This window comes from Klebsiella sp. GFKo11, from assembly GCF_056490265.1.
Genome location: NZ_CM151369.1, coordinates 501,854 through 519,055, shown reverse-complemented (window position 1 = coordinate 519,055; position 17,202 = coordinate 501,854). Strand labels below are relative to the sequence as shown.

Annotated in this window: 17 protein-coding genes; 5 read left to right on the top strand and 12 right to left on the bottom strand. The window is 53.4% G+C overall.

The window, feature by feature from the left end:
* Positions 1-3: 3 nt before the first annotated feature.
* On the bottom strand, positions 4-1,326 hold the full coding sequence (locus AC07P6_RS02350) for a cytosine deaminase (protein ID WP_478315590.1): 1,323 nt from the start codon (positions 1,324-1,326) through the stop codon (positions 4-6).
* Positions 1,327-1,567: 241 nt separating this feature from the next.
* On the opposite strand from AC07P6_RS02350, the gene nirB reads away from it, so the two are divergent.
* The 5 genes from nirB (at position 1,568) to AC07P6_RS02325 (ending at position 7,111) form a co-directional block, all read left to right on the top strand.
* Positions 1,568-4,111, top strand: a complete 2,544-nt coding sequence (gene nirB, locus AC07P6_RS02345; protein ID WP_304253834.1) for an NADPH-nitrite reductase large subunit — start codon at positions 1,568-1,570, stop codon at positions 4,109-4,111.
* Positions 4,108-4,434, top strand: coding sequence for a nitrite reductase small subunit NirD (gene nirD / locus AC07P6_RS02340; protein WP_112214756.1), 327 nt, complete (start codon positions 4,108-4,110; stop codon positions 4,432-4,434). The genes nirB and nirD overlap by 4 nt, the downstream gene beginning before the upstream one ends.
* Positions 4,435-4,511: 77 nt before the next feature.
* On the top strand, positions 4,512-5,321 hold the full coding sequence (nirC, locus tag AC07P6_RS02335; RefSeq protein ID WP_478315589.1) for a nitrite transporter NirC: 810 nt from the start codon (positions 4,512-4,514) through the stop codon (positions 5,319-5,321).
* A gap of 11 nt (positions 5,322-5,332) precedes the next feature.
* Positions 5,333-6,706 (top strand): siroheme synthase CysG, encoded by a 1,374-nt coding sequence (cysG, locus tag AC07P6_RS02330; RefSeq protein ID WP_434661298.1) that lies wholly within the window; start codon positions 5,333-5,335, stop codon positions 6,704-6,706.
* A gap of 231 nt (positions 6,707-6,937) precedes the next feature.
* Positions 6,938-7,111 (top strand): YhfL family protein, encoded by a 174-nt coding sequence (locus AC07P6_RS02325; protein WP_434661297.1) that lies wholly within the window; start codon positions 6,938-6,940, stop codon positions 7,109-7,111.
* 88 nt (positions 7,112-7,199) lie between these two features.
* Here the strand turns inward: AC07P6_RS02325 and AC07P6_RS02320 are convergent, their stop codons facing one another.
* The 11 genes from AC07P6_RS02320 to rpe all read right to left on the bottom strand — a co-directional run bounded on the left by AC07P6_RS02320 (position 7,200) and on the right by rpe (position 17,192).
* Positions 7,200-8,285 (bottom strand): aminotransferase class I/II-fold pyridoxal phosphate-dependent enzyme, encoded by a 1,086-nt coding sequence (locus tag AC07P6_RS02320; protein WP_478315588.1) that lies wholly within the window; start codon positions 8,283-8,285, stop codon positions 7,200-7,202.
* A gap of 15 nt (positions 8,286-8,300) precedes the next feature.
* Positions 8,301-9,605, bottom strand: a complete 1,305-nt coding sequence (locus AC07P6_RS02315; RefSeq protein WP_182235122.1) for a YhfT family protein — start codon at positions 9,603-9,605, stop codon at positions 8,301-8,303.
* Positions 9,606-9,617: 12 nt separating this feature from the next.
* A complete protein-coding gene (locus AC07P6_RS02310) occupies positions 9,618-9,971 on the bottom strand; it encodes a DUF2620 domain-containing protein (RefSeq protein WP_110274970.1) in 354 nt (117 codons plus the stop codon).
* Positions 9,972-9,981: 10 nt separating this feature from the next.
* Positions 9,982-10,860 carry a phosphotriesterase-related protein gene (locus AC07P6_RS02305; protein WP_478315587.1) on the bottom strand — a complete coding sequence of 293 codons (879 nt, stop codon included), beginning with the start codon at positions 10,858-10,860 and terminating at the stop codon, positions 9,982-9,984.
* Positions 10,857-12,083, bottom strand: coding sequence for a phosphopentomutase (locus AC07P6_RS02300; RefSeq protein ID WP_478315586.1), 1,227 nt, complete (start codon positions 12,081-12,083; stop codon positions 10,857-10,859). The genes AC07P6_RS02305 and AC07P6_RS02300 overlap by 4 nt, the downstream gene beginning before the upstream one ends.
* Positions 12,083-13,246 (bottom strand): YhfX family PLP-dependent enzyme, encoded by a 1,164-nt coding sequence (locus tag AC07P6_RS02295; RefSeq protein ID WP_478315585.1) that lies wholly within the window; start codon positions 13,244-13,246, stop codon positions 12,083-12,085. The genes AC07P6_RS02300 and AC07P6_RS02295 overlap by 1 nt, the downstream gene beginning before the upstream one ends.
* A gap of 83 nt (positions 13,247-13,329) precedes the next feature.
* Complete coding sequence (locus AC07P6_RS02290) at positions 13,330-13,692, bottom strand: PRD domain-containing protein (RefSeq protein ID WP_304253842.1); 363 nt, start codon at positions 13,690-13,692, stop codon at positions 13,330-13,332.
* A 16-nt stretch (positions 13,693-13,708) separates the two neighbouring features.
* The gene (yhfZ, locus tag AC07P6_RS02285) at positions 13,709-14,614 is read right to left on the bottom strand and encodes a GntR family transcriptional regulator YhfZ (protein WP_182235127.1); all 906 of its coding nucleotides are present in this window, start codon (positions 14,612-14,614) and stop codon (positions 13,709-13,711) included.
* 150 nt (positions 14,615-14,764) lie between these two features.
* A complete protein-coding gene (trpS, locus tag AC07P6_RS02280) occupies positions 14,765-15,769 on the bottom strand; it encodes a tryptophan--tRNA ligase (RefSeq protein ID WP_112214766.1) in 1,005 nt (334 codons plus the stop codon).
* Positions 15,770-15,772: 3 nt separating this feature from the next.
* Positions 15,773-16,522: a phosphoglycolate phosphatase gene (gene gph / locus AC07P6_RS02275; protein ID WP_110274963.1), complete on the bottom strand. Its 750-nt coding sequence runs from the start codon at positions 16,520-16,522 to the stop codon at positions 15,773-15,775.
* A complete protein-coding gene (rpe, locus tag AC07P6_RS02270; protein ID WP_478315584.1) occupies positions 16,515-17,192 on the bottom strand; it encodes a ribulose-phosphate 3-epimerase in 678 nt (225 codons plus the stop codon). The genes gph and rpe overlap by 8 nt, the downstream gene beginning before the upstream one ends.
* Positions 17,193-17,202 lie beyond the last annotated feature (10 nt).

Genomic DNA, 17,202 nt, shown 5'->3' with positions numbered 1-17,202 from the left:
TCACTAATCCTCAGACCCCTTTGTTCCGGCAAAGGGGTTGTTTTTGGTAAAGAATAGCTCTTCCCCGCCCTTGTCCGTCTGCACCCAGGTCTGCGCTAATTGCGTCGTGGCGATGACTCTCCCCTGACGAATTGACCAACGTACTGGCACCTGGCAGCGCACGGCTTCAAAACCATTCTCCGCAGGCAGAATCACCAGATTCGCCGGATTTCCGGGCACAATGCCGTAATCGCTCAGGCCAAACGTCCGTGCGCTGTTTTCCGTCACCAGTTTCAGCCCGTCGTTAATCTGTTGATAACCCATCATCTGGCAAACGTGCAGCCCCATATGCAGCACCTGCAACATGTTGCCGGTACCCAGCGGATACCACGGGTCAAAGACATCATCATGACCAAAGCAGACGTTAATTCCCGCCGCCATCAGTTCCTTCACGCGGGTAATACCACGGCGCTTCGGATAGTCATCAAAACGTCCCTGGAGGTGGATATTAACCAGCGGATTAGCCACGAAGTTAATGCCGGAAAGTTTCAGCAGGCGAAATAGCCGCGAGGTGTAAGCGCCATTATAGGAGTGCATGGCGGTGGTATGGCTGGCGGTGACGCGTGGCCCAATTCCCTCTTTCAGCGCCAGAGCAGCCACGGTTTCAATAAATCGTGACTGCTCATCATCGATTTCATCACAATGGATATCCAGAGGCCGCTGATACTGCTTCGCCAGGCGAAATGCGATATGTAGAGATTCCACGCCGTATTCACGGGTGAACTCAAAATGCGGGATCGCGCCCACCACGTCAGCCCCCAGACACAGTGCCTCCTCCAACAGAGCCTCACCGTTGGGGTAGGATAAAATCCCCTCCTGAGGAAAGGCGACTATTTGCAGCTCAATCCACGGCGCAACATCCTTTTTCACCTCCAGCATCGCTTTGAGTGCGGTGAGCGTGGGGTCGGAAACGTCGACGTGGGTACGCACAAACTGGATGCCGTTAGCAATTTGCCATTTCAGCGTCTTCCATGCGCGAGCTTTAACATCTTCATGGCTCAGTAAAGCCTTACGCTCTGCCCAGCGCTCAATACCTTCAAACAGAGTCCCGGACTGATTCCAGTTAGGCTCTCCGGCTGTTTGGGTGGTATCGAGGTGGATATGCGGTTCAATAAAAGGGGGAATAGCCAATCCGCCGCGCGCATTCAGCACCTCATAACTCTCATTGCGCGCCTCGCCCATGGGGGTTATATCCCCGAAGCGCCCCTTGTCTATCGCTATCTGCCAAAGACCTTCGCGATCGGGCAGGCGAACGTTCTCAATCAACCAAAGCGACGCTGCTGTCATACCGATGACCCTCGTTAAACATTGCTAAAAATTCACTCAGCCTTATGCCGGTTTCTTCTGCTGATTTTGTACACAAAAAAAGCAAAAAGGAAAAGTTAGTGTTTTCCAAGACTTATAAAAATGCTGACAAATCAAAAATATACCACTTAAGTAGTAGGTAAAGGTGTAATTGATTTGCATCAATAAGTGTCTTGGCTGAATCGTTAAGGTAGGCGGTAATATAAAAGAAATCGAGGCAAATATGAGCAAAGTCAGACTCGCTATTATTGGTAATGGTATGGTCGGCCATCGCTTTATTGAGGATCTTCTTGATAAATCCGACGCTGCCAATTTTGATATTACCGTCTTCTGTGAAGAACCCCGTATCGCCTACGACCGCGTACACCTCTCCTCCTACTTCTCTCACCATACCGCTGAAGAGCTCTCTTTGGTACGAGAAGGTTTTTACGAGAAGCACGGCGTTAAGGTGCTGATTGGCGAACGCGCTATCACCATCAATCGCCAGGAGAAGGTTATCCACTCCAGCGCGGGTCGTACCGTATTTTATGACAAGCTGATCATGGCGACCGGCTCCTATCCGTGGATCCCACCGATTAAAGGTTCCGAAACCCAGGACTGTTTTGTCTATCGCACTATTGAAGATCTCAACGCCATTGAGTCCTGTGCCCGTCGCAGCAAACGCGGCGCGGTAGTCGGCGGCGGCCTGTTAGGTCTGGAAGCTGCGGGCGCGCTGAAAAACCTCGGCGTTGAAACCCACGTGATTGAATTCGCTCCTATGCTGATGGCTGAACAGCTCGATCAGATGGGCGGCGAGCAGTTACGTCGCAAAATTGAAAGCATGGGCGTGCGCGTGCACACCAGCAAAAACACCAAAGAGATCGTCCAGGAAGGCACCGAAGCGCGTAAAACCATGCGTTTTGCTGACGGTAGCGAACTGGAAGTCGATTTTATCGTTTTCTCAACCGGTATTCGCCCGCGCGACAAGCTAGCCACCCAATGCGGTCTGGAAGTCGCCCAGCGCGGCGGTATCGTAATTAACGACCGTTGCCAGACGTCCGATCCGGATATCTACGCCATCGGCGAATGTGCCAGCTGGAACAATCGCGTTTATGGTCTGGTTGCTCCTGGCTATAAAATGGCACAGGTGACCGCTGATCATATCCTCGAAACGGAAAACGCCTTTGAAGGTGCGGACCTTAGCGCCAAGCTGAAGCTGCTGGGCGTTGACGTTGGCGGTATCGGCGATGCCCATGGTCGTACGCCGGGCGCACGTAGCTACGTTTATCTTGATGAAAGCAAAGAAGTCTACAAACGTCTGATCGTCAGCCCGGATAACAAAACGCTGCTCGGTGCGGTACTGGTGGGCGACACCAGCGATTACGGCAACCTGCTGCAGTTGGTTCTCAACGCGATTGAACTGCCGGAAAACCCGGACTCACTGATCCTGCCAGCCCACGCGGGCAGCGGTAAGCCGTCCATCGGCGTGGATAAACTGCCGGACAGCGCGCAGATCTGCTCCTGCTTCGACGTCACTAAAGGCATGCTGATCTCCGCCATCAATAAAGGCTGCCACACCGTGGCGGCGCTGAAAGCGGAAACCAAAGCGGGTACCGGCTGCGGCGGTTGTATTCCGCTGGTAACCCAGGTGCTCAACGCCGAGCTGGCGAAACAAGGCATCGAAGTGAACAACAACCTGTGTGAGCACTTCGCGTACTCTCGCCAGGAACTGTTCCACCTCATCCGCGTGGAAGGCATCAAAACCTTTGAAGAACTGTTGGCGAAACACGGCAAAGGCTACGGCTGCGAAGTGTGTAAGCCAACCGTTGGCTCCCTGCTGGCCTCCTGCTGGAACGAATATATTCTCAAACCGCAGCATACCCCGCTGCAGGATACCAACGACAACTTCCTGGCGAACATCCAGAAAGACGGTACCTACTCTGTTATCCCTCGCTCTGCCGGTGGCGAAATCACGCCAGAAGGCCTGGTGGCCGTCGGTCGTATCGCCCGTGAATTTAATCTGTACACCAAGATCACCGGTTCTCAACGTATTGGCCTGTTCGGTGCGCAAAAAGACGATCTACCGGAAATCTGGCGTCAACTGATCGACGCAGGCTTCGAAACGGGTCACGCGTATGCCAAAGCGCTGCGTATGGCGAAAACCTGCGTAGGCAGCACCTGGTGCCGCTACGGCGTGGGCGATAGCGTCGGCTTCGGCGTCGAGCTGGAAAACCTCTATAAAGGCATCCGCACCCCGCACAAAATGAAGTTTGGCGTTTCCGGATGTACCCGTGAATGTGCGGAAGCCCAGGGTAAAGACGTCGGCATCATCGCGACAGAAAAAGGCTGGAACCTGTACGTCTGCGGTAATGGCGGGATGAAACCGCGCCATGCCGATCTGCTGGCGGCGGATCTGGACCGTGAAACGCTGATGAAATACCTCGACCGCTTCATGATGTTCTACATCCGTACGGCCGATAAACTGACCCGTACCGCGCCGTGGTTAGATAACATGGAAGGCGGCATTGAATACCTGAAATCGGTCATCATCGACGACAAGCTGGGTCTGAACGAGCATCTGGAAGAAGAGATGGCCCGCCTGCGCGAAGCGGTGATATGCGAGTGGACGGAAACCGTTAACACACCAGCTGCCCAGGTTCGCTTCAAGCACTTCATCAACAGCGACAAGCGCGATCCGAACGTCCAGGTGGTTCCTGAACGTGAACAGCATCGCCCGGCTACGCCGTACGAACGCATCCCGGTAACTCTGGTGGAGGAAAACGCATGAGCCAGTGGAAAAATATCTGCAAACTCGATGACATCGTGCCGGAAACCGGCGTCTGCGCGCTGTTAGGTGATAAACAAGTGGCAATTTTCCGCCCTTATCACGGCGACCAGGTTTTTGCGATCAGCAACATCGACCCGTTCTTTGAGTCCAGCGTCCTGTCCCGTGGACTGATTGCCGAGCATCAGGGCGAGCTGTGGGTTGCCAGCCCGCTGAAAAAGCAGCGTTTCCGCCTGCGTGATGGCCTGTGTCTGGAAGATGAAAGCCATTCGGTGGCGCACTATGAAGCCCGAGTAAAAGACGGCGTCGTGCAGCTACGCGGTTGATAGATTAACGGGAGGCGCAACGCCTCCCTTTTTTTGAATTTCTTTTTTATTTTTATATCTCAAGGGTAATCAATCATATGTTTACGGACACAATAAACAAGTGCGCGGCTAACGCTGCGCGCATTGCACGCCTCTCGGCCAATAATCCATTCAGTTTCTGGGTCAGCTCCATGATGGCAGGCGCTTATGTCGGCTTGGGCATCATCCTTATTTTCACCCTCGGCAATCTGCTCGACCCATCCGTTCGTCCTCTGGTGATGGGCGCCACTTTTGGTATCGCCTTAACCCTGGTGATTATCGCCGGTTCTGAATTGTTTACCGGCCACACCATGTTCCTGACGCTGGGCGTGAAAGCGGGCACCATCAGCCAGGAGCAGATGTGGGCCATTTTGCCGCAAACCTGGATGGGCAACCTGCTCGGTTCTATTTTCGTGGCGCTGCTGTATAGCTGGGGTAGCGGCAGTCTGCTGCCGGTCGATACCAGCCTCGTTCACACCGTCGCGCTGGCTAAAACCAGCCAATCTGCGATGGCGCTGTTTTTCAAAGGCGCGCTGTGTAACTGGCTGGTATGTCTGGCAATCTGGATGGCGATCCGTACTGAAGGCTCAGCAAAATTTATCGCTATCTGGTGGTGCCTGCTGGCGTTTATCGCTTCCGGCTATGAGCACTCCGTTGCCAACATGACGCTGTTTGCCCTCTCCTGGTTCGGTCATCACAGCGATGCCTACACCCTTGCGGGAATTGGTCACAATCTGTTATGGGTAACACTCGGCAATACTTTGTCCGGTGTCGTATTTATGGGATTGGGTTATTGGTATGCTACGCCGAAATCGGAGCGCCCAGCTCCGGAAAAAATTAAACAATCAGAGGCTGCTGCCAATAATTAAGAGGTAATGTCGTGGACCATTTGCCTATATTTTGCCAATTACGCGATCGCGACTGTTTGTTAGTCGGCGGCGGCGATGTTGCCGAACGTAAAGCTCGCCTGTTACTCGACGCGGGAGCCAAATTAACGGTCAACGCGCTGGATTTTGTGCCCCAGTTCCAGGTGTGGGCCGATTCGAACATGCTCACCCTGGTAAAAGGCGAGTTTAACCCTGCTCTGCTGGATAACTGTTGGCTGGCGATTGCTGCTACCGACAACGAAAAGGTGAATCAGCAGGTCAGTGAGTCATCAGAAGCAAGGCGAATATTTTGCAACGTGGTCGACGCCCCTCAGCAGGCCAGCTTTATCATGCCGTCGATTATCGACCGCTCACCATTGATGGTTGCCGTCTCTTCAGGCGGTACCTCACCGGTGTTGGCGCGCCTGCTGCGTGAAAAGCTGGAGTCAGTTCTGCCGCTCCATTTAGGTCAGTTGGCTCAGTACGCCGGGCAATTGCGTTCACGTGTGAAGAAACAGTTTGCGACCGTGAGCGAGCGTCGCCGTTTCTGGGAGAAGCTGTTTGTTAGCGACAGGCTGGCACAATCTCTGGCGAATGAAGATCGTCAGGCAGTTGCAGATACCACGGAACAGCTCCTGACCGAGCCGCTGGATCATCGCGGTGAAGTGGTGCTGGTTGGCGCGGGCCCTGGCGATGCGGGGCTGCTAACCCTCAAAGGGTTGCAGCAAATCCAGCAGGCCGATGTGGTGGTTTATGATCGACTGGTTTCCGACGATATTATGAACCTGGTGCGCCGCGATGCCGATCGGGTCTTCGTCGGCAAACGCTCAGGCTACCATTGCGTGCCGCAGGAAGAGATTAATCAGATTCTATTGCGCGAAGCCCAGGGCGGAAAACGCGTCGTGCGCCTGAAAGGCGGCGACCCGTTTATCTTTGGCCGCGGCGGTGAAGAACTGGAAACCTTGTGCAGCGCCGGTATTCCTTTCTCAGTCGTCCCGGGTATCACCGCAGCCTCCGGCTGTTCCGCCTATTCTGGTATCCCCCTGACCCATCGCGATTTTGCCCAAGGCGTGCGTCTGGTCACCGGTCACCTTAAGACCGGCGGCGAACTGGACTGGGAAAATCTGGCGGTAGAAAAGCAAACTCTGGTGTTCTATATGGGTCTGAATCAGGCACCGGCGATCAGGGAAAAACTGATTGCTCATGGCATGGCGGCGGATATGCCTGCGGCTATCGTTGAGAACGGCACGGCGGTAACCCAGAAGGTCGTTACCGGCACGTTAGAGCAGTTGGATTTGCTGGCTCAGCAGATGGCCAGCCCGGCACTGATCATTGTGGGTCGCGTGGTCGGTCTGCGCGATAAGTTAAACTGGTTCTCAAATCACTAATCTTCCTGGCCCAATATAACCATCATTATTGGGCCTTATTTCTCTGCACTACAATTTCCGCAGTCAATATATTCTATAATAATTAAACACTCATTAAGTTAATTTAAGCCCTGAAAAATTGACACCTAAAATCAAATCATATTAAATCCCAAATAAGAAATGACTCAAAAGCATTTCTTATTAGCAATGGAAAGTCGAATATATTACATATAATACAACAGGGATTATCTCATGAAGAATATGATCAAATTCGCAGCGTTAGCCGCGGTTCTCACGTCGCTGACTGCATGTACCGGCCACATTGAAAACAAAAATAAAACATGCTCTTACGATTACCTCCTTCACCCTGCAATTTCTATTTCTAAGATTATTGGTGGCTGCGGCCCCGCAGCGGACCAAAAATAAAAAAGCTAAGGCCGGAATATCCGGCCTTTATTTATCTACGTACATACTTAAGAAATTAATAATTATGTATTAGTGATACCACACATCACTATTCTACCTCACAGCTTTCCTGCAATATTCTCAACACCGTTTCCTCACCGCTACGATTAGGGTTAATACGAATCGCATAGCGTTCAATACCCGGATTTGCCTCACGGAAGGTTCCGGATAAGCGATAGAACAACGGCGGTATTTCATATTTTGACTCGGCGCCAACCGGATATGGCAACGCCCCAAGCCGCTGCGCATTAGCCAGTACCTGCTCCGCAATCGGCTGATGAAACTCAACCAGCAGAACCCGGGACTGCGCGTTGGCGATAATTGCCTGTTTAACCTGCGGCACCACGCCGTGATTCAACTGCAGCAGAAGCCGCTCCGTCACCCCCGCCTGCACCGCGTGCATCACTGGAGCGAACACCAGCCCTCGCAGTACTTCCAGCGCCTGCGCCCCCTGAATCTGGCTGCCGCCGGAATACATGCTGGCGCGGATGCGGGCAACGGCGTCAGCACGACCCACCACCGCACCAACGCCTTCCGGACCAAACAGCTTAAAGCAGGAAAATGTCGCCAGCGTCGCACCGTATTCGCAGCCGATATTCGCCACCTTCATCACCGCGTAGTTATCGTCGGTCAGCGTCGGAACATGCTGCTCATTAAGCACAGAGAGCACCTCTGCTAACTGATAGCTATCTTCAGGGCGCTGGCGCGTATGCTGCACCAGCGCCGCATCGGGTCGATGCTGAGCCACCGTCTCTGAGAGCGCCGCCAGATCGTTAAAGTCCGCGCGAATTGGCTTTAGTCCCATCTGCTCAATAATCACCGAGGTCGTCGGATAGACCGGCGCATCGTGGATTAACAGCGTACCGCTGGGCTTCACTAATGCCGCTATCGCCGCACGAATCGCCCCGGTCCCGGCCCCCTGCACCAACACGGCGGCCTCGGCATGGAACGCATCAGCCAGCACTGCTTCGACGCGCTGCGTGACGCGGGGCTGATTCAGCCCCGACGCCAGACCAAAGTCACCGCCGCGCAGGAAATCAGCCCCAGGAAAATGGCGACAGATAGCATCCACTAGCGCGAACTGCTTATGTTGGGCTTCAACCAGCGACAGACTTTTCAGCGGAAAGGTTCTCATGACCCACGCTCCTTGTTATGCCGGAATAAATAATCCGAGCCAGAACAGAATATTCAGCACGATACCGGTAATCATGACTGCCACAACCGGCGCGGCCATTTTTTGAACCGGACGTCCCAACGACTCATTGAGGAAGTAGATCGCAGCGGTAATTGAGAAACCGGTATACCCAGCCATTTTGATGGAGGCAAAAATAGAGCCAACCAGCAGCGCCATCTCCATCAGCATGTTCATCGCATTACGGATGTTATCTGACGCATTGCGCACTGATGGATAGCGTCCCAACCACTTACCGATTGAGCGCAGCAGCAGCACTTCCGCCGAAATCACCAGAGCGCCCAGCAGCGCGGCAATCCATGGATTCGGCGCCAGATAACCCACCGCATAAACGAAGGTAAAACCGGCAACCGCATACACCCCGGTAGCCAGCGCGGTGGTGGCGATCATCGGCACGAAGCCCAGACCACGCATAAACTCCGCCAAAGCCGCCTGATGAATCAGCGTTTGCGACTGCTCCGGCGTCACGCCTGCCGAATACGCTTTTTCCAGAGTAAAGATGGACACCTCGCTACCGGCAAAAATTTTCATGCTGGCTACCGCCGCAATCAACGCGCCCACAATAGCAATATACGGCAGGTTTTTGATAATCCGCGACGTGCGCTCTTCAAACACCGACATCCCGCTGGCGTCATGATCCTCGCTACCGCGATTGCGCAGATCCTGGGTAATCGCAATCCCCAACAGCATCACCATACCAACGAAAATCTCAATCGACTCAGGGTTGAGATGCGGGAAGTAGCGGACGACCAGTACGCGTGTAATCAGTACAACAACCGCCGCTAGCAGGCTGCTTTTCCAACCGAACTGGTAGAAAATGGCCACCAATGGGAACAGTGCAAAAGCGGATACTACCGGCGAACTCAATTCGCCCAACGATCCCAATACATCGACCGGTAGCGCCGTCAGCAGATGGTTAACCGGCAGCAGGCAGGTAAGGATCAGAATCCCCCAAACCGCCCCCAGGCCGAAAGCCAAAAGACTATTCGCTGCCAGTACACCGAGGATATCGGTAGGCAAAAACAGCAGCCAGGCATTCAGCAGCCCGGTTTTCAACGTGAACGAAATCCCGACTGAGGCGACAAAGCCAATACTTAAACCAAATGCGATACTGCCCGCTTCCCGACGATGCATGTTGCCTTCAATCAACTGCGGGAGGATCGGGCGAATACCATCATGAAAAACCGCAGCTGACCGGTGCGCCAGTAACGACGTCATCCCCGTCAGACAAGCCACCACAATGAGTTGAATATAAAGCGCCATAACAGTGCCTTTTTATTTTAAATGGTTGATCAGTAATGGGATCGCATGTTCAATGTGCTCAACAGAAAGGCCAAACGCGACTCTTCCTTCCGCCACCATTTTTGCAATCTGATCCTCTTTCGCCTTAATACCCGGCTTAGCAATGGTGCAACTTTTGTTGAACCCGATAATGGCGATCGCAATGGAAAGCGCCGCGCCAGCACCGGTGTTACACGCGCCAATGTAGTAATCCAGCTGGCCGTTTTTCACCTTCATAGCCGCTTCCATGTCGTTGTAGATGAACACCTCGAAACACCCCGGCGCCGTATTTTCAATCGTTTTTTTAATCAGCTCGCGCTGTAAGCCAGCAACACCAATCTTTTTCATCTCTATGTCCTTACAGGAAAAATTGAGTAGGGTTAGTACGTAACATCAGATCCACATCGGCCTGGCTGAAACCGGCCTGGTAAAGCTGAGGGACAAAGGTAGTCAACAGATAGTCGTAACCGTTGCCGCCATTGGCCTTTAAGTGAGAACGGCGGGTGATATCCATCGACAGCATGACGTGATCCAGACAGCCCCTTTCACGCAGGGCGAGCAGCATAGCGATGCGTTTTGCGTCGGGGTAATAATTGTTTTTGCCAATTGTGTCGAACTGAACGTAAGCGCCGAGATCGATCATGCGCAAAATATCATCGAGGTTATCTTTCAGGTCGCAATGGCCAATGACCACGCGGGAGAGATCGACACAGTGCTGTTTTAGCAGTGCAAGCTGCTCCAGCCCCATGGTGCTAAACGAAGTGTGCGTTGAGATAGGCCGTCCGGTCGCGTTATGCGCCAGCGCCGCGGCGCTAAACACTTTGGCTTCCAGATCGGTAATGACCCCTTCACTGGAGCCGATTTCGGCAATAATCCCGGCTTTGAGCGGCGTACCGTCAATACCGATTTCGATCTCATCGATCATCTCCTGCGCCAGTTCCTGTGCAGAACGGGTAGCAACGTGCTCAGGAAAGAAAGCGTGCTGATAATAGCCGGTGCAGGCAATCACGTTGATGCCGGTATCGCGCATCAGATCCAACATAAAGGACGGGTTGCGCCCCATGTAGCGGTTGGTCATCTCAACAATATTGCGCACGCCGAGGTGCATTAAATCGCGCATCTCGTTACGAATCAGTTCGTATTGATCCAGGCGGCAATCGATGTTGCCTTTAAAGCCGGACAAATCGATGTGCAAATGCTCATGTGCATAGGTATAACCAGAGCTATCAATCATCATTGTGTATTCCTTGCGGGCAGTAAAAGCGAAAGGAAAGAGTGTCCATTCTCCGGGGCATGTGCACCGAAAAAGTCGCAAACGGTGGCCCCGACATCCGACAAGGTGCGTCGGGTCCCGAGCTGCGCGGAGGATTGTCCTGGTGACCACACCAGCAGAGGCACCTTCTCACGCGTATGTTTGCTATGGCCTATCGTCGGATCGTTACCGTGGTCGGCCATCACCACCAGGCAATCATCCGGGCGCATATCCGCCATCAGCAGGGCTAGCTGCTCATCGACCAGTTCCAGTCTGTCGACATAGCGCTCCACATCTTCAGCATGACCCGCCAGATCAGTTTCCTGGATGTTAGTGCAGATAAATGCCGTCTCCCGGCGGTTAAACTCCGCCCGGGTGATCTCCATAATCTGCTGGCTATCGACCAGATTTTCCCAACTGATGCCATGGGGATTGCTAACGATATCAGCGACCTTGCCAACGAGTACTGTCGGTACGTCAACCGCAAACAGCTGGGCAGGAACCTGCACCTGTTCATCGACGCCGTAGCCCATATGTACAACCTGAAATCCCTGCTTATAGGCTCCCGAGCGCGGCGCGTTGATGCCGATATAGCCGCCCTCTTTTTCTTCCACGGCATCAAAGATGTTCTGCGTACTGGTGAGCTGACCGCCAAAGGCGATAACGCGTCCCACTGAGACCTGTTCACGTACCGTCCGGCCGATGGCCTTCACCTCAGCAAAGCTTTTTTCACTCAGATTGCCGGTAATGTTGTAAACCTGCCCCAGATCGGCTTCGAGGTTATCGCCAACCGCCACCGTACCGTCCACCAATAGCCAAAACGGACCTTTGCCGTGGCGCTCTGTTTGATGTCCGGCGGCAAGCAGCGCGGCTTCAACTTTATCAATGACATCATTAAACGGCATCCGCAGCGGAGTCCGGGGTTTAGTCCCTAAAATCTCCTGATGTCCCATAAAGGTATCGCCACCCTCATGCTCAAGTTCTGCGGTTCCCCATACGACATCTTCAGAAGGCTGCATCACACCTGGAGCAAAACCGAGGGCGTTTATCAGGCCCAGTTTTTCTAGCGTCGGCAGGCGCAGCGCGGGAAAACGCTGCAAGATATGTCCGCAGGTATTTGCACCGATATCCTGCGGCCTCACGTCGGGAACATCGGCCATCGCACCGACGCCAAAGCTGTCTATCACCAACACCACAAATCGCGCCATTAGTCCTCCAGTACGTTGCCAAGGCTGTCGTAGCGGGCAACGATTTCAGGGTTACCGCTTTGAATACCCGCAACCAGCACCACGTCGCTACGGGTAACGAAAATCTGCGTGCGGAAACAGAAGATTGCCGCGCTGCCGATCGGGAACTCACCTTCCAGCGGTAGGTAGTAATCAATGCTGCTGTCATCTACCGCGTTAAGCTGCGCCAGTTGGGCGTTTTCGCTGGCCGGAGCGAATACCAGCGCATGCTTAGCATGACCACGCCGATAATAGCCGCCGCCGTAGCAATAGCTTTGCCCGGCAAAATGGTGGGAAATTTCACTCAGCCACAGCATGGCAACACGCTCCGGTTGATCTCCCTGCTGGTTGGCGGGGATGGTACCGGTCAGCGCATGCCCCGGCTCAGCGTGGGTGACGCCAAACTCCGCCAGTAGCGGCAGAGAGCTGCAGCTGGTTGCCGAAGGCGCATTCAGTTGCTGAACCGTCACGCCGAGACTTTCGAGCTTGTCTCTCGCGGCGAGCAGAGAGCGCAAATTCGGCGTTGGCAGAATTTTTTCCTGTTCGTCATCCCACAGCAGGCAAGGGAAGTGGGTGAGCCCGGTCAGTTCAATGCCTGGCAGGCTGCGAAGATGCGCCACTACGCTGTCCAGCTCAGCCAACGCGAATCCACTCTCCTGTCCCGGATAGAGGAAATCGCTCTCGCCATAGACCTTAAGCATGACTGCCTGCATCCGACCGCTTGCTACCGCCGCCGCCGAAACTTCCCGCGCTTTCTCCAGAGAGAACAGGGTAATGACTTCAGTACCCTGCTCTACCGCACCCGCTACCTGCGCGGAAGGAATTTGCACCAGATGGCCCTGATGGGAAACGGGCAAGCCGGCGCGGCGCATCACCCGACTCTCTTTGTAATCCACAACAACAATGCCCTGATATCCCAGCGCCAACAGCTTTTCTGCCAGCCACGGATTTCGACCAATCTGCTTGGTCATCAAGTACAGGCTGATTCCATATTGCTGCGCGGTCTTCAGCAGCTGCTTGCCATTTTCCAGCACCTGATCGACATCAATAACCCAGCTATCCGGGGCGATACGCCCTTGCTGCCAGAAGCGGAGCGCCGTCGCAATCAGCGTCGGGTTCTGCCGTTGTAATGCTTTAATAAACATTTACTTGCCTCTGCTTTTATTCCTTTTTTAAATATTCATTTTTTTGAATATTTAAGTCGCATAGCGCCAATTCCCAATATTCTTCACACGGCCTGCTGCGCCGCTCCCCACAACCCATACCAGTTAGCCAGCAAATAACCTTTTTCATTAGCATGAAGAGTGACGTCAAATTCCTGCATCATCACCTGATGCAATTGATGAATCTCATCCCAATAAGCCGAACTGGTTATCTCTGCCATAAACTCCTCATCCAGCGGCTCAATAATCTCACCGCGGCGGCTGCGCATCAGCGCATTTGCCATATGAGTTATTGCGATTTCCCCCTGCTCGCTAAAGACGGGAAGATGCCACTGCTCGTCCAGTTGGCGGACGACCTGCATCATTCCGCGACAAATATCCTGGTCGATAATCCCTGCCTCACACAGCAAGTTGAGCCTGTTTTCCATAGTCACTGCCTTAATGTTAATAGCTTGGCTCTTGCTCTCCGCTCACCACCCGTTGTTGATGAGCTAATAGCGCCTGTTTATCAACGACTGCACGTAGCAAATGTTGAATCGGGTAATCATCTGCCCTGGCCAACACTACCGCCTCAGTCGCCTGCAAAAAACGCGGATCGTCACTTAACGGCAGGGCTTCCAGCCCTAACATGGCCAGCTCCGCGCCAGCGGTGACGTTCCAGATAACGGCGTCAATTTCGCCTTTGACGATGCGACTTAGACTCTCGTGATAAGAGAGATCGACGCGCTCTACGTCGCTATTGGCAAAATAAATTTCGGTCATAATTTTCTGGTCCGCCGAGCGGTTATCAAGCCCCACTCGCCGCACCGAATCGATTTCGCCTTTCCGGCAAATCAGCTGGTGCTCACCGACATAGGTGTGCGGTCCAAGAGCCATTACCATCCGCAGCCCGCTCTGCGCTAAATAACTTTCTGCCGCCAGGCGCGAAACCACCGCCATGTCGTAAACACCGTTAAGTAAGCACTCCACGCGAATGTCCGCGCCGCGCATATGCGCATAGTAAAAAGGAATTCCTTCAAACTGTGCTTTCAGTCCGCTCGCCAGCCCCTCATACAATCGCGTATAGGGCAGAGGCATTGCGCAAACGACGTTAGTGATATCGATATGCGCCAATAGGGCCTTATTATCCATCTCAACCAGGTAACTGCCGTTGCGCCCGCGGCGTTCAATACGAATGGCCCCGGAAGACTCCAGCGTTTTTAGCGCCGCCTGAGTCAGCCCAACGGAAGAGCCGCATTCACCCGCTAACTCATCAATCGTTTTCAGACGATTACCGCACTGCTCGCCCAGCAAATAACGAGCCAGAGTCGTTAGTGCCATGCCCTCTTTTTTAATGAATGTCCGACGCATCTATAATCTTCACTAAATTGAATATTTATATCTTCACTAAACTGAAGATAATTAACAAGGAGCAAATAATCAAATCACGACAGCTATCACAAATTAAAAAGCCGGATGCATTGCACCCGGCTTTGGATATGACGACAACCATCAGATAGATTAAGGCTTAGCGACGAAACCAATCGCTTCGTAGACCGCCTTCAGGGTAACAGAAGCGCGAGCGCTGGCTTTCTCCGCGCCCTCTTTCATCACCTGATTCAGGAAAGCTTCATCGCCGCGGAAACGGTTATAGCGCTCCTGCAGTTCGGTCAGCATGCCGGATACTGCATCGGCGACTTCGCCTTTCAGGTGGCCGTACATTTTGCCTTCAAAGTGCTGCTCCAGCTCAGGGATGCTCTGACCCGTTACGCCAGAGAGGATATCCAACAGGTTGGAAACACCCGCTTTGTCCTGGATGTCGTAGCGCACAACGGGTGGCTCATCGGAATCCGTCACCGCACGTTTGATCTTCTTCACTACCGATTTCGGGTCTTCCAGCAGGCCGATCACGTTGTTACGGTTATCGTCTGACTTGGACATCTTTTTGGTCGGTTCCAGCAGCGACATCACGCGCGCGCCAGATTTCGGAATAAACGGCTCAGGGACTTTAAACACATCGCCATAAATAGCGTTGAAGCGCTGGGCAATATCGCGGCTCAGCTCCAGGTGCTGTTTCTGGTCTTCACCGACCGGAACCTGATTGGTCTGATACAGCAGGATGTCGGCAGCCATCAGCACCGGGTAGTCAAACAGGCCGGCGTTAATGTTTTCGGCGTAGCGTGATGACTTGTCTTTGAACTGAGTCATACGGCTCAGTTCGCCGAAATAGGTGTAGCAGTTCAGCGCCCAGCCAAGTTGCGCATGCTCCGGCACGTGGGACTGAACAAAAATGGTGCTTTTCTTCGGGTCGATACCACAGGCCAGGTATAGCGCGAGCGTATCCAGCGTCGCCTTACGCAGCTGTTGTGGATCCTGACGGACGGTAATCGCGTGCTGGTCAACGATGCAGTAAATGCAGTGGTAATCGTCCTGCATGTTTACCCATTGACGCAGCGCACCCATGTAGTTGCCAATGGTCAATTCACCTGAGGGCTGTGCGCCACTAAAAACGATGGGCTTAGTCATTTTCTATTCCTGAGTTTCACTGTACGGTAGCCCGAAAGCGGGCAAGAGTTCATTAAATTGGTCAAAGATATAATCCGGCTCACTCAGCGAAATTGACTCGCCATAGTTGTAGCCATATGTCAGACCGATTGAGTAGCAGCCTGCGGCTTTCGCAGCCTGGATATCATTGCGTGAGTCACCAACGAACAGCAGCTCAGCAGGCGCCAGCCCCAGTTTTTCCGCGACCAGAAGCAGCGGATCCGGGTGTGGTTTCTTGTTTTTTACATCATCACCGCCAATCACGACGGTAAAATATTTGCCGATGTCCAGCGCGTCCAGAATAGGCGCGACAAACGGCGTTGGCTTGTTGGTTACCAGCGCTAACGGCAGGCCCTTTGCGTGCAGCGCACCGAGCGTATCGGCAACCGCCGGGAACAAAAAGCTCCCCTCTTCGGCCACTTCTGCATAGTAGCGATCGAACAACTTACGCAAAACCGTCAACTGCTCAGCCTGGGGGATATCGTCATGATCAACAGAAGGTTTACCCTGCGAGGCGCGCAGCGTTGCGCGTTCCTGGCGAGCCCAGGTCAGAGCGCGCTCCATCAGAACATCAGCGCCGTTGCCAATCCAGGTGATGACACGTGCTTCCCCGGCCATCGGCAGCTCCAGGGCGTAAAGTGCGTTATCGACGGCAGCAGTCAGACCCGGCGCGCTGTCCACCAGCGTGCCGTCAAGGTCAAACGCCACACCGCGAATGGTTTGCAACTTATCCATGGCTAACCTTCGCTAATTCGCTGCGCATTTGATCAACCACTTTTTTATAGTCCGGCTGATCGAAAATCGCCGACCCGGCAACAAACATATCCGCACCGGCTGCGGCGATCTCGGCAATATTGGTCACTTTCACGCCGCCATCAACTTCCAGACGAATGTCGTGGCCAGATTCATCAATACGACGACGAACTTCACGCAGTTTATCAAGGGTATGCGGAATAAAAGACTGGCCACCAAAGCCTGGGTTCACCGACATCAGCAGAATGACGTCCAGTTTATCCATTACGTAATCGAGATAGCTCAGGGACGTGGCAGGGTTAAACACCAGTCCGGCTTTACAACCATTCTCTTTGATGAGTTGTAAAGTACGATCGACGTGCTCAGAAGCTTCCGGGTGGAAAGTAATGATGCTAGCGCCCGCAGCAGCAAAATCAGGGATGATGCGGTCAACAGGCTTGACCATCAAATGCACATCAATCGGCGCGGTGATACCGTAATTTCGCAGCGATTTCAGTACCATTGGACCGATGGTCAGATTCGGCACATAGTGGTTGTCCATTACGTCAAAGTGCACAACATCTGCACCTGCGGCCAACACGTTGGCGGTATCTTCACCCAAACGGGCAAAATCAGCCGACAGAATCGAAGGGGCAATCAAATACTGCTTCATCCGCATCTCC

Bases quoted from the DNA above. Each gene is read 5' to 3' on its own strand.
- AC07P6_RS02350 (WP_478315590.1), bottom strand. From the start codon at position 1,326: ATGACAGCAGCGTCGCTTTGGTTGATTGAGAACGTTCGCCTGCCCGAT.
- nirB (WP_304253834.1), top strand. From the start codon at position 1,568: ATGAGCAAAGTCAGACTCGCTATTATTGGTAATGGTATGGTCGGCCAT.
- nirD (WP_112214756.1), top strand. From the start codon at position 4,108: ATGAGCCAGTGGAAAAATATCTGCAAACTCGATGACATCGTGCCGGAA.
- nirC (WP_478315589.1), top strand. From the start codon at position 4,512: ATGTTTACGGACACAATAAACAAGTGCGCGGCTAACGCTGCGCGCATT.
- AC07P6_RS02325 (WP_434661297.1), top strand. From the start codon at position 6,938: ATGAAGAATATGATCAAATTCGCAGCGTTAGCCGCGGTTCTCACGTCG.
- AC07P6_RS02320 (WP_478315588.1), bottom strand. From the start codon at position 8,285: ATGAGAACCTTTCCGCTGAAAAGTCTGTCGCTGGTTGAAGCCCAACAT.
- AC07P6_RS02315 (WP_182235122.1), bottom strand. From the start codon at position 9,605: ATGGCGCTTTATATTCAACTCATTGTGGTGGCTTGTCTGACGGGGATG.
- AC07P6_RS02310 (WP_110274970.1), bottom strand. From the start codon at position 9,971: ATGAAAAAGATTGGTGTTGCTGGCTTACAGCGCGAGCTGATTAAAAAA.
- AC07P6_RS02305 (WP_478315587.1), bottom strand. From the start codon at position 10,860: ATGATGATTGATAGCTCTGGTTATACCTATGCACATGAGCATTTGCAC.
- AC07P6_RS02300 (WP_478315586.1), bottom strand. From the start codon at position 12,083: ATGGCGCGATTTGTGGTGTTGGTGATAGACAGCTTTGGCGTCGGTGCG.
- AC07P6_RS02295 (WP_478315585.1), bottom strand. From the start codon at position 13,246: ATGTTTATTAAAGCATTACAACGGCAGAACCCGACGCTGATTGCGACG.
- AC07P6_RS02290 (WP_304253842.1), bottom strand. From the start codon at position 13,692: ATGGAAAACAGGCTCAACTTGCTGTGTGAGGCAGGGATTATCGACCAG.
- yhfZ (WP_182235127.1), bottom strand. From the start codon at position 14,614: ATGCGTCGGACATTCATTAAAAAAGAGGGCATGGCACTAACGACTCTG.
- trpS (WP_112214766.1), bottom strand. From the start codon at position 15,769: ATGACTAAGCCCATCGTTTTTAGTGGCGCACAGCCCTCAGGTGAATTG.
- gph (WP_110274963.1), bottom strand. From the start codon at position 16,522: ATGGATAAGTTGCAAACCATTCGCGGTGTGGCGTTTGACCTTGACGGC.
- rpe (WP_478315584.1), bottom strand. From the start codon at position 17,192: ATGAAGCAGTATTTGATTGCCCCTTCGATTCTGTCGGCTGATTTTGCC.